Origin of the sequence: Pseudomonas siliginis (assembly GCF_019145195.1) — a bacterium.
In the GTDB taxonomy this organism is placed as follows: domain Bacteria; phylum Pseudomonadota; class Gammaproteobacteria; order Pseudomonadales; family Pseudomonadaceae; genus Aquipseudomonas; species Aquipseudomonas siliginis.
In genome coordinates, this window is sequence record NZ_JAHSTW010000012.1 from 133684 (window position 1) to 147608 (window position 13925).

The 13925-nt window shown below is 62.1% G+C and carries 14 protein-coding genes; 6 read left to right on the plus strand and 8 right to left on the minus strand.

The window, feature by feature from the left end; translation table 11 throughout:
* Positions 1-369: 369 nt before the first annotated feature.
* Entirely contained in the window at positions 370-1254 is an 885-nt protein-coding gene (ypfJ, locus tag KVG87_RS23235) for a KPN_02809 family neutral zinc metallopeptidase (RefSeq protein WP_217852768.1), read from the plus strand.
* Positions 1255-2208 carry an alpha/beta hydrolase gene (locus KVG87_RS23240; RefSeq protein ID WP_217852770.1) on the plus strand — a complete coding sequence of 318 codons (954 nt, stop codon included), beginning with the start codon at positions 1255-1257 and terminating at the stop codon, positions 2206-2208.
* 133 nt (positions 2209-2341) lie between these two features.
* On the opposite strand, the gene KVG87_RS23245 is transcribed toward KVG87_RS23240, so the two are convergent.
* The 3 genes from KVG87_RS23245 to KVG87_RS23255 all read right to left on the minus strand — a co-directional run bounded on the left by KVG87_RS23245 (position 2342) and on the right by KVG87_RS23255 (position 4482).
* Positions 2342-2935 (minus strand): HAD family hydrolase, encoded by a 594-nt coding sequence (locus KVG87_RS23245; RefSeq protein ID WP_056790576.1) that lies wholly within the window; start codon positions 2933-2935, stop codon positions 2342-2344.
* Positions 2932-3801 (minus strand): acyl-CoA thioesterase II, encoded by an 870-nt coding sequence (tesB, locus tag KVG87_RS23250; protein WP_016773073.1) that lies wholly within the window; start codon positions 3799-3801, stop codon positions 2932-2934. Before tesB ends, KVG87_RS23245 begins: the two co-directional genes overlap by 4 nt.
* Before the next feature lie 111 nt (positions 3802-3912).
* A complete protein-coding gene (locus KVG87_RS23255) occupies positions 3913-4482 on the minus strand; it encodes a GNAT family N-acetyltransferase (protein WP_110603105.1) in 570 nt (189 codons plus the stop codon).
* 82 nt (positions 4483-4564) lie between these two features.
* Between KVG87_RS23255 and KVG87_RS23260 the strand changes: the two genes are divergently transcribed.
* Both KVG87_RS23260 and KVG87_RS23265 read left to right on the plus strand, forming a co-directional pair.
* A complete protein-coding gene (locus KVG87_RS23260; protein WP_076564195.1) occupies positions 4565-5485 on the plus strand; it encodes a histone deacetylase family protein in 921 nt (306 codons plus the stop codon).
* 280 nt (positions 5486-5765) lie between these two features.
* Positions 5766-7013 carry a TIGR03862 family flavoprotein gene (locus KVG87_RS23265; RefSeq protein ID WP_217852773.1) on the plus strand — a complete coding sequence of 416 codons (1248 nt, stop codon included), beginning with the start codon at positions 5766-5768 and terminating at the stop codon, positions 7011-7013.
* Between the two features lie 69 nt (positions 7014-7082).
* Here KVG87_RS23265 and rhlE1 read toward each other — a convergent pair whose 3' ends face one another.
* The 5 genes from rhlE1 to KVG87_RS23290 form a co-directional block, all read right to left on the minus strand.
* Positions 7083-8423: an RNA helicase RhlE1 gene (gene rhlE1 / locus KVG87_RS23270; protein WP_024014423.1), complete on the minus strand. Its 1341-nt coding sequence runs from the start codon at positions 8421-8423 to the stop codon at positions 7083-7085.
* Positions 8424-8475: 52 nt separating this feature from the next.
* Entirely contained in the window at positions 8476-9411 is a 936-nt protein-coding gene (yedA, locus tag KVG87_RS23275; RefSeq protein ID WP_217852776.1) for a drug/metabolite exporter YedA, read from the minus strand.
* A 325-nt stretch (positions 9412-9736) separates the two neighbouring features.
* Positions 9737-10342 carry a 3'-5' exonuclease gene (locus KVG87_RS23280; RefSeq protein ID WP_217852778.1) on the minus strand — a complete coding sequence of 202 codons (606 nt, stop codon included), beginning with the start codon at positions 10340-10342 and terminating at the stop codon, positions 9737-9739.
* Positions 10343-10377: 35 nt separating this feature from the next.
* Positions 10378-10857 (minus strand): LabA-like NYN domain-containing protein, encoded by a 480-nt coding sequence (locus tag KVG87_RS23285; protein WP_016773064.1) that lies wholly within the window; start codon positions 10855-10857, stop codon positions 10378-10380.
* 290 nt (positions 10858-11147) lie between these two features.
* Positions 11148-11909: a DUF2076 domain-containing protein gene (locus tag KVG87_RS23290; protein ID WP_076564199.1), complete on the minus strand. Its 762-nt coding sequence runs from the start codon at positions 11907-11909 to the stop codon at positions 11148-11150.
* 177 nt (positions 11910-12086) lie between these two features.
* Here KVG87_RS23290 and KVG87_RS23295 point away from each other — a divergent pair, with 177 nt between their 5' ends.
* Entirely contained in the window at positions 12087-12761 is a 675-nt protein-coding gene (locus tag KVG87_RS23295) for a YciC family protein (RefSeq protein WP_217852780.1), read from the plus strand.
* A 75-nt stretch (positions 12762-12836) separates the two neighbouring features.
* On the plus strand, positions 12837-13916 hold the full coding sequence (locus tag KVG87_RS23300; RefSeq protein WP_217852783.1) for an endonuclease/exonuclease/phosphatase family protein: 1080 nt from the start codon (positions 12837-12839) through the stop codon (positions 13914-13916).
* The last annotated feature ends 9 nt before the right edge of the window (positions 13917-13925 follow it).

Below are 13925 nucleotides of genomic sequence, written 5' to 3' on the forward strand. Positions count from 1 at the left end.
CGGGCGAGCGTTCGCGCTGGCGGCAATCGGTTTGGCAATCATAGTCGGCAGAGCTTTCAGCAACCGCACAGGTTGCACTCTTCTTCGCCGGGAAACCGCCGCCAGGCAAAACCTTGAGGCAAGATTCCCGCCACTTCGGCGCCCGGCCAGTGTGCAACATCACAGACTGCCGTCGAAACAGCGGGTTCATGAATTCGACGGAAGAAATTCCACTCGGGATTGAATTCACGGCCCGCTCGACCGTCAATACCAGGCCCGCACCATGTGGGCGCGTGTGCATGGACGGACGACCGGACTGGCGCCACACTCACACAGCGGCAACACTCATCACCAGCAGATTCATCACCGGCAATAAAAGAGGATTCCCACATGCTATGGAAAAAAGGCCGACGCAGTGACAACGTCGTCGACGCCCGGGGTGATGATGCCGGCGGTGGCGGCGGCATGCGCTTCGGTGGCGGCAAGGGCCTGAGCCTGACCGCTATTGTGCTGATTGTCGGCATCGGCTGGCTCACCGGCCAGGACCCGATGCAGATCCTCGGCCAGTTGACCGGGCAGATGGAGCAGCCGGCGCCCTCCTCGCAAACCCGTCACGCGCCACCGGCCAATGATGAACAGGCCGAATTCGTCCGCTCGATCCTCGGCGACACCGAAGACACTTGGGGTCCGATCTTCCAGCAGGCCGGACGCCAATACAAAGACCCGACACTGGTGCTGTTCAGCAATCGGGTGAACTCCGCGTGCGGCATGGCCACTTCTGCCACCGGCCCGTTCTACTGCCCGGCCGACCAGAAGGTCTATCTGGACATGGCGTTCTTTCAGGAAATGTCGCAGCGCTTCAAAGCCGCCGGCGATTTCGCTCAGGCTTACGTGATTGCGCACGAAGTCGGCCACCATGTGCAGACGCTGCTGGGCGTCTCGGCGAAGATGCAGACGGCGCGTCAGCAAGGCCGGCAAATGGAAGGCGACGGCGGCTTGCTGGTTCGTCAGGAATTGCAGGCCGACTGTCTCGCTGGCGTCTGGGCGTATAACGCGCAGAAACGCCTGAACTGGCTGGAGCCCGGCGACATCGAAGAAGCCTTGAATGCCGCCAACGCCATCGGCGATGATCGCTTGCAGCAACAGGGTCAGGGCCGCGTGGTGCCGGACTCGTTCACCCACGGTACGTCAGCGCAAAGAGTGCGCTGGTTCAAAACCGGATTCGCGCAAGGCCAGGTAAGCCAGTGCGACACCTTCGCGGCGAAAACCCTGTAAATGCATAAATGGCTTGTGGCGTTACTGTTCATCGCCGGCACTGCGCAAGCGGCCGGCGTCGATGCGATCAGCCCCGGTCGCCTGCAACTCAAGGCCGGGGAAATGGCGGTGGGCATCGGCCCGGCACCGGAGAAGATCGAGCGGGTGCTGATCGTCATTCACGGTCGCCTGCGCAACGCCGAGACCTACCGCAAAAGCGCGGAAAGCGCCGCCGAACTCGCCGGGCAGACCGCGCACACGCTGGTGATCGCTCCGCAGTTTCTCAATGAAAGCGACGTCACCCTGTATTCCTTGCCGCCGACGGTGCTGCGCTGGCAGGGCAACGAGTGGATGGGCGGCGGCTTGTCCACCGGGCCGAATCCGCTGAGTTCCTACGCGGCGCTGGACGAAATCGTCGCGCGGCTCAGCGACCGCAAACAGTTTCCGGACGTGAAGCAGATCGTGATCTTCGGCCACTCCGGTGGCGGTCAGGTGGTGCAGCGTTACGCCCTGCTGGCCAGGGATCAGCCAGCGCTCAAGGCCAACGGCATTCGCTTGCGCTATGTAGTGGCCAATCCTTCTTCTTATGCGTACTTCAACGAGCAGCGGCCAGTGGCGTTCGACCACGCACAATGCCCGGGCTTCAATCGCTGGAAGTACGGCCTGGCGGACATGCCGGTGTACGCCGGAGGGCAAACGCCGTTGCAGGTCGAGAGCGCTTACGTCAAACGCGAGGTGATTTATCTGCTCGGGCAGCAGGACGTCGACCCGGAACATCCGGCGCTGGACAAGAGCTGCGCGGCCGAGGCGCAAGGGGCTTACCGCTTGATGCGCGGAAAAATGTATTTCGGCTACTTACTGCGCCGGCATCCCGAGGGGGTCAATCAGCGGCTGATTGAAGTGCCCGGGGTCGGGCATGACGGGGATGGCATGCTGACGTCGGCGGAGGGGCAGAAGGCTTTGTTTGATCAGTGAGTTTTCTAATGAATCCACCGGCCCCTTCGCGAGCAGGCTCGCTCCCACATTTGGAATAAATGCCACACTCGGAATGCATTCCCCTGTGGGAGCGAGCCTGCTCGCGAAGGCGTCCGATCAGACAACAACGATCTCAGGCCTGCAGCATCCGCCGCAACTCAACACAATCCTTCGCATGCCAATCGGTCAACTCCGGCCACGGGTTATCCGGCAGGTTCACCAGCACCGTCCGCGCCCCCGCTGCTCGACCGCAATCCAGATCAAAGCGGTAATCGCCGACCATCACCATGTCACTGGCCGGCACTTGCCAGGCCTCGGCCAGTTTCAGCAAACCGCCCGGATGCGGCTTCGGCGGTGCTTCGTCGCGACCCAGCACATCCTCGACCGCAAAGCAGTCGGCCAGGCCGATCGCCTCCAGCGTGACATGTGCCAGCTCCCGCGCATTGCGCGTGAGAATGCCGAGGCGATAACCGCGCGCATGCAGGTCGCGCACCAGCTCCACCGCGCCGGTGGCCGGGGTCGAGCCCAACGCCAGATCGCGTTCATGCTCGAGCAACCAGGCATGCTTGGCCGCCGCTTCATCCGCTGGCAATGCGGCGAGATGGGTGAGGATGTCGTCCTCGGGTGGAATCGCCAGTGCCACACGAATCGCCGCGAAATCATGCACGGCGACAGTCAGCGTGCCGTCCATGTCGAACACCCAATGACGAACCTCGGTCAGGCTCATGCCCAGTCCTTGCGATGGCGGATCAGACCTTCCTGAGTCACCGAAGCGACCAGTTGCCCGGCGCGATTGAACACGCTGCCACGGGAAAAACCACGGGAGTTGCCGGCCCACGGGCTGTCCATCGCGTAGAGCAACCAGTCATCGGCGCGCAGATCATTGTGGAACCACAGCGCGTGATCGAGGCTGGCGACCTGCATGTCTTTCTGCCAGACCGACTTGCCGTGGGGCAGCATCGACGTGGTCAGCAGACCAAAGTCCGAGGCATACGCCAGCAGGTATTTGTGCAGCGCAGGAATGTCGGCCAGAGCGCCATCGGCGCGGAACCACACATATTTGATCGGATCGGCCGGTTGCGGGTTGTACGGGTCTTTTTCGGTAACCGGGCGTACTTCGATCGGTTTCGGACACAGCAGTTTTTCACGCATGTGCTCGGGAATCAGGTGCGCTCGCTGCTGGATCAGTTCCAGCTCCGAGGGCAGGTTTTCCGGGCCGACCACCGCCGGCATCTGGCCCTGATGCTCGAAGCCTTTTTCGTCGTACTGGAACGAAGCGCTGCACGTGAAGATCGGGTGGCCCTTCTGGATCGCCGTCACGCGGCGAGTGCTGAAGCTGCCGCCATCACGGACGCGATCAACCGAATAGACCACCGGCAACTTGGCATCGCCCGGGCGCAGGAAATAACCGTGCAGCGAGTGCACATGGCGCGCCTCTTCCACCGTCTGACTGGCGGCCGACAGCGACTGACCGAGCACCTGACCGCCGAACAACTGGCGGAACCCCAGATCCTGACTACGACCACGGAACAGGTTTTCTTCGATCGGTTCCAGGGTCAGCAGATCGACCAGATCTTCCAGCACTTGGCTCATTCAGACTCTCCTCACACAAAGCAATGGCCGCGCAGTCTTGGCTGCGGCGGACGATTCAGGTTCTGGCACGGGCCAAATACGATGGCGGCCATTGTAAACGTCCGTGTCGGCTTATTCATGCAAGGTTTGCAGCCATTGTTCGCGGCTGATGCGATACAGAACATGACGGCGCAACGGGTGATCGAGCGCAAGCCTGGGGTGATCGAAATCATCCTGCGGATCGTGATGCATGCCGATCGCCTGCATGACCTTCTCCGACTGCGCGTTCTGCCCGGCGGTAAACGAGACGATTTCCTCCAGTTTCAATTGGTCGAAACCCGCGCGCAGTGCCGTCCACGCCGCTTCGCTGGCGTAACCCAGGCCCCAGTGTTCCTTGGCCAGACGCCAGCCGATCTCCACCGCCGGGGTAAACGGCGCATCGAAGCCGACCACGCCTAACCCGGTGAAACCGATGAACTCGCCCGTGTCCTTGCGCTCCAGCGCCCACAGGCCAAAGCCGTGCTCGGCGAAATGCCCGCGCACGCGGCCGATCAATGCGGCGCTTTCGAGCCGGGTCAGCGGCGCCGGAAAGTAGCGCATCACCTGCGGATCGGCGCACATCGCGGCGAATGCCGGCAAATCCTCGTCCTGCCATTGACGCATCAACAAACGCGCGCTTTGCAGCTCCAGTATCGGCTCCATCGTCCCCTCCATTTCCATGCCGTTGAGTCTACATCGCTGGTAGGATCGTTCATTCTTTCCCTGGTTCTGCGCGAAACAAGCCATGCCCTTGCCGTTGATCTATCACGAAGACTACAGCCCCGAGTTTCCCGCGGATCACCGCTTTCCCATGGACAAGTTCCGGCTGCTGCGTGATCACCTGGTCGACAGCGGCCTGACCCGCGACGCCGACCTGCTGCGCCCGCAGATCTGTCCCAACGACATCCTCGCCCTCGCCCATGACCGCAGCTATATCGAACGCTACATGAGCGGCGAGTTGTCCCGCGAAGACCAACGGCGCCTCGGCCTGCCGTGGAACGAGGCGCTGGCGCGACGCACCGTACGTGCGGTGGGCGGTTCGATCCTCGCGGCAGAGCAAGCGCTGGAACATGGTCTGGCCTGTCATCTGGCCGGCGGCACCCATCACGCTCACTACGATTACCCCGCCGGGTTCTGCATCTTCAATGACCTGGCGATTATCAGCCAGTACCTGTTGCAGAGCGGCCGGGTCAATCGCGTGCTGATCTTCGACTGCGACGTGCATCAGGGCGACGGCACCGCGCGGATTCTCCACGACACGCCGGAGGCGATTACTGTTTCCCTGCACTGCGAAAAGAATTTTCCCGCACGCAAGGCAGAAAGTGACTGGGATATTCCGCTGCCCAAAGGCATGGGTGACGCCGATTATCTGCAGGTGGTCGATGACACGCTCAACTACCTGTTGCCGCTGTATCAACCGGATCTGGTGCTCTACGACGCTGGCGTTGATGTGCACAAGGACGATGCCCTTGGTTATCTGCAATTGACCGACTCCGGCGTGGCCGAGCGCGATGAACGGGTGATGCGCCATTGTCTGGGCCGCGACATCCCGGTGGTCGGGGTAATCGGCGGCGGCTACAGCAAGGACCGCCACGCCCTCGCCCGCCGCCACGGCATCCTCCATCACAGCGCGCAACGGGTCTGGGATTCACACGGCTGTCATTGAAACATGCTGCGTTACCCACAATCGCTGTGGAACTGCCTGTGGATAACCTGAGCGAAAGGGACTGCAGGCCATGCTGGGCAAGGCGCCCAGCGCACTGTTTTTTTTTTAACCAGCCTCGTAATACACCGCAGCCCCGGTGGGAGCGAGCCTGCTCGCGAAAGCTTTAGCACCTACAACATCTAATTGACTGACAGACCGCGTTCGCGAGCAGGCTCACTCCTACAGGGGTTCAGCGCTGTTAGAATGCGCGCCTTGTCCCGCCATACCGCAGCGCACGCCCATGACCCAGAATTCCGCCCCCGCCAACACCCACGTCGCCATCATCGGCGGTGGCCCCGCCGGCCTGATGGCCGCCGAAGTGCTGAGCCAGGCCGGAATCCGCGTCGACGTGTACGACGGCATGCCCTCGGTGGGGCGCAAGTTCCTGCTGGCCGGGGTCGGCGGCATGAACATCACCCACTCCGAAGCCTACCCGGCATTCCTCTCCCGCTACGCTGAGCGCGCACCGCAGATCGCCCCGCTGCTGCGCGCATTCGATGCCGATGCGCTGTGCCAGTGGATTAATGAACTGGGCATCGAAACCTTCATCGGCAGCTCCGGCCGCGTGTTCCCCACCGACATGAAAGCCGCCCCACTGTTGCGCGCCTGGCTCAAGCGCCTGCGCGACAGCGGCGTGGTTATCCACACCCGCCATCGCTGGCTCGGCTGGGACGCAAGCGGTGCACTGCGCATCGCCAGCCCGGAAGGCGAAATCAGCGTAAACCCCGACGCCACCCTGCTTGCCCTCGGCGGCGGCAGTTGGTCGCGCCTGGGCTCGGATGGCGCGTGGATGTTGCCGCTGGAGCAGCGCGGCGTGGATCTGGCGCCGTTGCAGCCAAGCAATTGCGGCTTCGAGGTGCAAGCTTGGAGCGAGCTGATGGTGAGCAAATTCGCCGGCGCGCCGCTGAAAAACATCGCCATCGGGTTAAACGACGATATCCCGCGTCTGGGCGAATGCGTCATCACCGCGACCGGGATCGAGGGCAGCCTGATCTATGCGCTGTCGGCGCCGATTCGTGAGGAAATCAACTGCTATGGCGCAGCGGTTATCCACATTGATCTGCTGCCAGGTCGCCCTGTGGATAAATTACAGGCAGCCCTGAGCAAACCACGCGGCTCGCGCTCGATGGCCAAGCATCTGCACAGTCAGGTGGGGATTGATGGGGTTAAAGCAGCGTTGTTGCGCGAGCTGACCGACGCCGAAACCTTCGCCGATCCGGCGCTCCTGGCGCGAGCGATCAAGGCATTACCGCTGACCTTGGTGAAAACCCGTCCGCTGGACGAAGCGATCAGCAGCGCCGGTGGCGTGCGGTTCGAGGCGATGGATGAACGCTTGATGCTCAAGGCGCTGCCGGGGGTGTTTTGCGCCGGCGAGATGCTTGATTGGGAAGCGCCGACCGGAGGGTATTTGCTGACCGGGTGTTTTGCCAGTGGGCGGGCGGCTGGGTTGGGAATCGTCCAGTGGTTCAAAAGCAGCAGCAAGTTCTGAGCTGCAAGCAGCAAGCCGAAGCAAAGCGCTTCTAACTTGCAACTTGCAGCTGAACGCTCGAAGCTGCTTTCAGGGTTTGCGCTTACGCGGCCCAGTATTGAACACCGGCACTTTGCGCACTGGCTTGATCGATGGCTCCGGTGCCGAGGTCTCGCCGCTGTCGACCCACTTGCCCAGATTGCGTTTACCACCGCCACCGCCCGACGCTTTCGGCTTCTTCGGTTTTTTCGGTTTCTTGATCACCTGACCGCTGGCATCGGTGTCCGGCACGCGGTGCTCGGGTTCGAAATCCGGTTCGTTCTGGCGCTTCAGGTTCTGCCGCGTCAGCATTTCGATCGCCGAGAGCATGTTCACTTCATCGGCACACACCAGCGAAATCGCCTCACCGGTGGCACCTGCGCGGCCAGTGCGGCCGATGCGGTGAATGTAATCCTCGGCGACGATCGGCAGATCGAAGTTGACCACCAGCGGCAGATCTTCGATGTCCAGACCACGGGCGGCGACGTCGGTCGCCACCAGAATCTGCACTTCGCTGAGCTTGAAACGGTCCAGCGCGCGCTGGCGCGTAGCCTGCGGTTTGTCGCCATGGATGCCGTCAGCATTCACACCGAGGCCCTGAAGTTTTTCCACCAGCGCATCGACGCCGTTGCGGGTCTTGGCGAACACCAGCACCTGCTTCCACTTGTTCTTGCGCATCAGGTGCACGAACAGTTCAGCCTTGCGCTTCTTGTCCACGGTGACGATCCACTGCTTGACCGTGTTGGCGGCGACGTTGCGCGGGCTGACTTCGACACTCAGCGGATCATTGAGCATCTGCCCGGCGAGCAGGCGGATGTCATCGGAGAAGGTCGCGGAGAACAGCAGGGTCTGGCGCTTTTTCGGCAGCATGCGATAAATGTTCGCCAGTTCTTCCGAGAAGCCCAGGTCGAGCATACGGTCGGCTTCATCCAGCACCAGCGTTTGCAGCTGATTGAGTTTCAGCGCGTTCTGGCGGAACAGGTCGATCAAGCGACCGGGCGTGGCGACCAGCACATCGACGCCGCCGCGCAGCTTCATCATCTGCGGGTTGATGCTGACACCGCCGTACACCGCATATGTGCGCAGCGGCAGGTTCTCGGCGTATTGGCGCACGGCTTCGTGGACCTGCTCGGCCAGTTCGCGGGTCGGCACCAGAATCAGCGCACGCGCCGAGTTGGCGGTGACTTTCGGCCCTTCCATGGCCAGCAACTGCAACAGCGGCAAGGCGAAACCGGCAGTTTTACCGGTGCCGGTCTGGGCCGCTGCCATCAGGTCGCGACCGGCCAGCACCGCCGGAATGGCTTGCGCCTGCACCGGCGTCGGGGTCTGGTAGCCGAGCGTCTCGAGGGAGCGCAGCAAGGGTTCGATCAGGCCAAGGGAGGCGAAAGTCATGGGAGTACCGTAGGAAAAAATGACGCGGGGATGCAATGCCGCGCAGTTTACCCTAATTCGTACGCGCTTCCGTCGGAACGGCTTTCGCCTCTTCCAAGGGTGGCTGCGCAGGTCGACGCCACTGCGGCAGGCTGATCAGCAGCACCGCGCTGATGATCACCAGCATCGCCAGCGCTTCTTCGATGCCGATGGTCTCGCCGACAAACACTACGCCGAGCAACACCGCCACCGCCGGGTTGACGTAGGCATAACTGGTCGCCGCCGCTGGGCGCACGTGTTTGAGCAGATACATGTAGGAATTGAAGGCGATGATTGAGCCAAAGAAGATCAGATAGGCCAGCGCCAGCCACCCTTCGAGCGGCGGCATGGCTTGCAGATGCTCGCCACTCAGCGCACTGCCGATCAGCAAGACCACGCCGCCGACGAGCATTTCCACCGCACTGGCCATCGCCCCCGCCGGCAATGGCAGGTATTTGCTCCACACCGAACCGAACGCCCAGCTCGCCGCCGCGAAGATCAGCAACATCGCGCCGAGCGGGCTCGATTGCAGGTTGGACCCCATGTTGAGCATGGCGATGCCAATAATCCCCAACGCCACACCGGCCCACTCCAGCCGCGTATTGCGCGCGCCCCAGAAGTAGCCGAACAACAAGGTGAACAGTGGCACCGTCGCCACCGCCAGCGCAGCAACACCTGAAGCCACCCCGGTGTGCTCTGCCACGCTGACCGCGCCGTTACCAAAACTGAGCAACAAAATGCCGACCAGCCCCGCCGCTTTCCACTGCGCCCAGGTCGGCGCCGCAGCCCCGCGCCAGCGCAGCCAGGCGTACATCAAGCTGCCGGCAATGACGAAGCGCACCCCGGCCAGCAACAGCGGCGGCCAGTATTCGACGCCGATGCGAATCACCAGATAGGTCGATCCCCAAATCACGTACAACGCAAAAAACGCAGCGATCAACGGCAGGGAAAAACGGCGCAAGGCAGGCATGCGCAGCTCGACAGTCAGATTTCTGTGGACCGGTCATTCTAGAAAGACCGCCACGCAAAAATAAGTTACAAAACCTGTTTTTCGCGCCGGTACACTTTTGCATGAAAGCAACTGAGACCGACAAGGTCCTTGTGGGAGCGAGCCTGCTCGCGAAAGCGGTGTATCAGTCACAGTTGCGTTGAATGACACACCGCATGGATCGTTCCCACGCTCCGCGTGGGAATGCCTCAACGGACGCTCTGCGTTCGGCTTTGAAAGGGACGCGGAGCGTCCCGGGCTTCATTCCCACGCAGAGCGTGGGAATGATCAGTCGGAGTACCCGGGATCAGCGATAACGCTGCAAATGCTCGCCCACTTTTGCGGCAGGGACTTTCTGCAATTTGCACAGCAGGTCGTGATTCAACTCGCGCACTCCATGTTTGCCCCGCAGCTCTTCAGCCAGATGCGCCATCAGATTGGCCGCCATCTCGGCATCGGCCATGGCCCGGTGAGCCTGGCCGGTATGCGGCAACCGCGCGAAAGTGGTGAGCGTGCCGAGCTTGTGATTCGGCGCCGCCGGCATCAGGCGCCGCGCCAGCAGCAGTGAACAGGCAAAGTTCTGCAAGCGCGTGCGCTTGATCCGGCCCAGTTCGAAATCCCAGAACTTCTGGTCGAACGAGGCGTTGTGCGCCAGCAGCGGCGTGCAGCCGACGAATTCGTTGACCTCTTCCATCACTCGCTCGGCCGACGGCGCGGTGCGCAGCATGGCGTTGCTGATGCCGGTCAGCTGCTCGATGAACGCGGGGACGCGCACGCCGGCGTTCATCAGGCTCTGGTAACGCTCGACGATGCGGCCGTTTTCCAGCATCACCACGGCAATTTCCGTGGCGCGGCAGCTGCTGTTCGGCGACAGGCCGGTGGTTTCAAAGTCGATGACTGCAATGCGTTCCAAACCGGGTTCAACTCCGTACAGATCAGTTCTTGAGCTTAATTCTTTAACAGCAGCGCGCCTTCGATCGGCACGTAGCGGCTGGCGGCGCGGATCAGCGAGTTGGCGGTCAGGCCGGGAACGCCGTAGGCCACCGCTTGCACGCCGTGCTTGTTGATGATGCGTTCGAGCAACATGTCGAAATCGCCGTCACCGGAGGCCAGCACCACTTCGTCGACATGGTCGGCGGCGTCCATGATGTCCAGGGTAATGCCCACGTCCCAGTCGCCCTTGGCCGAGCCGTCGCTGCGCTGGATGTAGGGCTTGAGCTTCACGGTGAAACCAAGGTTGCGCAGGATCTGCTGAAACTGCTGCTGCTTGCTGTCGCCACGGTCGATCGCGTAGGCATAGGCCTCGACGATCTGCCCGTTCTTGCTGATGTCGGCCCACAGTGCGGCGTAGTTGAAGTGGCAACCATAGGCCTGACGCACGGTGTAGTAGAGGTTCTGCACATCGGCGAACACTGCGATTTTTTTCACCGGAGTTCCTGTGGGCGCGCAAGCGCACGAAGCGGGGTCAGGCGATCAGGCCCGAAAAAGGCGCTCAGTATGCCAGCCCGAAGGAGGGTTCCGCGAATAATCGGCCACAGGCGCAAAGGTGCTGCTGACGAGTGGTGAGTGTGGCGAGGGGATTCATCCCCGTTGGGCTGCGCAGCAGCCCTCGCTCCAATCAGGAAAAGCGGGGCTGCTGCGCAGCCAACGGGGATGAATCCCCTCGCCACAGTGTTTATGTCAGCCTTCAGAGGCTATGTCAGCCTTCAAACACGATGTCAGACAAAGGAATCGTCGTCATCGAAGAACGACGAATTGTCGCTGCTGTAATCGGCGTCGCTGAAACCGCCCTGGTCATTGCCCGAGAAGCCGTTGTCCGCCACGCGCTGATCATCGCCCCAGCCGTTGTTGCTTTGATCGGCGACCTGCGCCGGTTCTTCCTTGATGACCTCGACGATTTCTTCCGGTTGCTGATTGTGGTGGAACAGGCTGCTGATGCCCTGCGCCAGCATCACACCACCCGCCACGCCAGCGGCGGTTTTCAGCGCACCGCCGAGAAAGCTGTTGCCCGCCGCCGGGGCTGCCTGCTGCGCATAGTTGGGCGGCGCAGCGGCGAAGTTCTGTTGCGGTGCCGGAGCCTGGTAGCTCTGCTGCGGCGCCGGTTCACGCCAGCCGCCGGTGGACGACGGCGCTGCGCTCTGGCTCGGCGCCGGACGCGAACTGCCACCGCCAAAAATGCTCGACAGGAAGCCACCGCCGCCGCTCGCCGCTGGCGCGCCGCTCTGGGCCTTGGCCGATTGCAGTTCGGCCTGCAGGCGCTGGACTTGCTGGGTCAGTTGCTTGTTCTGCTCGTCGAGGCTTTTCAGCGCGGCCTCTTGCACCAGAATCGCCTGGGTCATGAAATAGCCTGCCGCCGGTTGGCGCGTCAGGTGTTCCTTGATCCGCGCCTCGGCCTGGGCGTCGCGCGGGGCTGCCTCCGTTTCGGCCTGTTGCAGCCGGGAAAACAGTCCATCGATCAGGGTTTGCTCTTCGCTGTTCATGGCGACCTCGTAGATTGCCGGTAATAACGTGCCCGCACCCACTCTGGGCGTGGTGCTCTCCTGTAATGGAGACAGTGACAAAACGTTTCAATGACCTTTACCGAATGTTTACGTTTGTGTCGGCCCGCGTTGCATCGGTTAAAGTGAGCCACTGTTTTCGACCTGCGATACCGACTGATGAATGCCCTCGAAGTACTGCGCGACTCTTTGTATTTTTTCAAACGCCATCTGGGCAGCATCGTGCAGTTGTGCCTGCCGCTGGTGATTGTCGAAGCTTTCTTGCAGCAGGCGGTCGATCACGCCACCGGGCCGGACACCTTTGCCGGGGTCAGCATCATCGTCGGCCTGCTGGTGTATCCGCTGTACACCGCCGCGCTGATCCTGTTTCTCGATGCACGCAGCCGTGGCGAGTCGCCGCGCAACCGCGACCTGCTGGCGATGGCCGCAACCCTGTGGCCACGCTTCGCCGTGCTGACCGTGCTCAATACCTTGCTGATTCTGCTGGGCCTGTCGCTGTACTTCCTGCCGGGCCTGATGCTGATGGTCATGCTCGCCTTCGCTGAATATCTGCTGGTGCTGCGCGGCCTCGGGCCGTTGCAGGCAATGAAGGAAAGTCTGCGCCTGACGCGCGGGCACTTCTGGCGCATCCTGCTGTGCATTCTCTGCGTGATGACTCCGTTGTGGTTGCTCAAGGGCGCGACGCTGGCGGTGTACCCCGAACCGCAGAATCCGCTGATTGCCGGGCTGATCGACAGTGCCCACAGCTTTCTGCAACTGTTCACCAGTGTGGTGCTGTTCCGCCTGTTCATGCTGATCAGCGAATTGCCTGACAAACGTAACGGAGCGGTCTGACCGCGCCGTGCTTGGGCTTCGCGGCTGCCGTCAGGTATGCTCGGGGCCACTTTCTGTAACGCTATAAGCCGAGCCATGACCCGTCTGCTGCGCTACACCCTGCTCCTCGTCATCCTTGCCGTCGTCCTGTTCGGCGTACTGCTGTTCAGCCTGACCTGGCGCCCCGATGCCCGCGAAACCCTGCCGGTCCGTTGCAGCGCCACGGCGCCGTCGCTGGTGCCCGGGCAAGCGCTGAAAGTCATGACCTGGAACGTGCAGTTCCTCGCCGGCAAGCGCTACGTGTTCTGGAATGATCTGGCCGAAGGCGACGATGAAGCGCCGACCGCCGAAGACATGGCCTTCAGCCTCGACGAAGTAGCGCGGGTGATCCGTGACGAACAACCCGATGTGGTGCTGTTGCAGGAGCTCGACGACGGCGCCAAGGCCAGCGATTACCAGAACCAGCTCAAACTGTTGCAGGAACGTGTCGCCGATCTGTACCCGTGCAGCACCAGCGCCTTCGACTGGAAAGCCGATTTTGTCCCCGAGCCCCACATCTACGGCAGCGTCGGCCGCCAGTTGGCCACGCTGAGCCGCTATCGCATCGAACACGCCGAACGCCTGCAATTGCCCGTCGCCCCGAGCAACTTCATCAGCCGCCAGTTCCAGCCCAAAGACGCTTTGCTCGCAGTCAAACTGCCGCTCAGCGATGGCGGACAACTGACCGTGTTCAACACCCACTTGCAGCGCGCCAGCCAGGCGGACGGCAACGTGCAGGCGCAAGTGGCTGCCGTGGCCAAAATCCTCGACAAATATGAAAGCCAAGGACTGCCGTGGCTGATCGGTGGCGATTTCAATCTGTTGCCGCTGGGCCAGTATCGACGCCTGCCGGTTGAGCGGCGCACGCCCTATTCTGCCGACAGCGAACTGCATCTGCTGTGGGACAAGTACCCGATGATCCCGACCAACAACGAGGCCGGCGGTATCGACCGGGCGAAATGGCTGACCCATTACCCCAACGACCCCGGCCTCAACGGCCCGGATCGCACGGTGGACTATCTGTTCTACAGCCCCAAGCTCAAACGCCTGCAAGCGCAGGTGCGGCAGGACGATACCCTGCGCATCTCCGACCACTTGCCGGTGATTGCGCGGTTCCTCCTGCCCGCTGCGCCGTAATCGCTGTAG

What these genes read in the sequence shown, in the direction of transcription:
- ypfJ (WP_217852768.1), top strand. Translation starts at nt 370, where the DNA reads ATGCTATGGAAAAAAGGCCGACGCAGTGACAACGTCGTCGACGCCCGG.
- KVG87_RS23240 (WP_217852770.1), top strand. Translation starts at nt 1,255, where the DNA reads ATGCATAAATGGCTTGTGGCGTTACTGTTCATCGCCGGCACTGCGCAA.
- KVG87_RS23245 (WP_056790576.1), bottom strand. Translation starts at nt 2,935, where the DNA reads ATGAGCCTGACCGAGGTTCGTCATTGGGTGTTCGACATGGACGGCACG.
- tesB (WP_016773073.1), bottom strand. Translation starts at nt 3,801, where the DNA reads ATGAGCCAAGTGCTGGAAGATCTGGTCGATCTGCTGACCCTGGAACCG.
- KVG87_RS23255 (WP_110603105.1), bottom strand. Translation starts at nt 4,482, where the DNA reads ATGGAGCCGATACTGGAGCTGCAAAGCGCGCGTTTGTTGATGCGTCAA.
- KVG87_RS23260 (WP_076564195.1), top strand. Translation starts at nt 4,565, where the DNA reads ATGCCCTTGCCGTTGATCTATCACGAAGACTACAGCCCCGAGTTTCCC.
- KVG87_RS23265 (WP_217852773.1), top strand. Translation starts at nt 5,766, where the DNA reads ATGACCCAGAATTCCGCCCCCGCCAACACCCACGTCGCCATCATCGGC.
- rhlE1 (WP_024014423.1), bottom strand. Translation starts at nt 8,423, where the DNA reads ATGACTTTCGCCTCCCTTGGCCTGATCGAACCCTTGCTGCGCTCCCTC.
- yedA (WP_217852776.1), bottom strand. Translation starts at nt 9,411, where the DNA reads ATGCCTGCCTTGCGCCGTTTTTCCCTGCCGTTGATCGCTGCGTTTTTT.
- KVG87_RS23290 (WP_076564199.1), bottom strand. Translation starts at nt 11,909, where the DNA reads ATGAACAGCGAAGAGCAAACCCTGATCGATGGACTGTTTTCCCGGCTG.
- KVG87_RS23295 (WP_217852780.1), top strand. Translation starts at nt 12,087, where the DNA reads ATGAATGCCCTCGAAGTACTGCGCGACTCTTTGTATTTTTTCAAACGC.
- KVG87_RS23300 (WP_217852783.1), top strand. Translation starts at nt 12,837, where the DNA reads ATGACCCGTCTGCTGCGCTACACCCTGCTCCTCGTCATCCTTGCCGTC.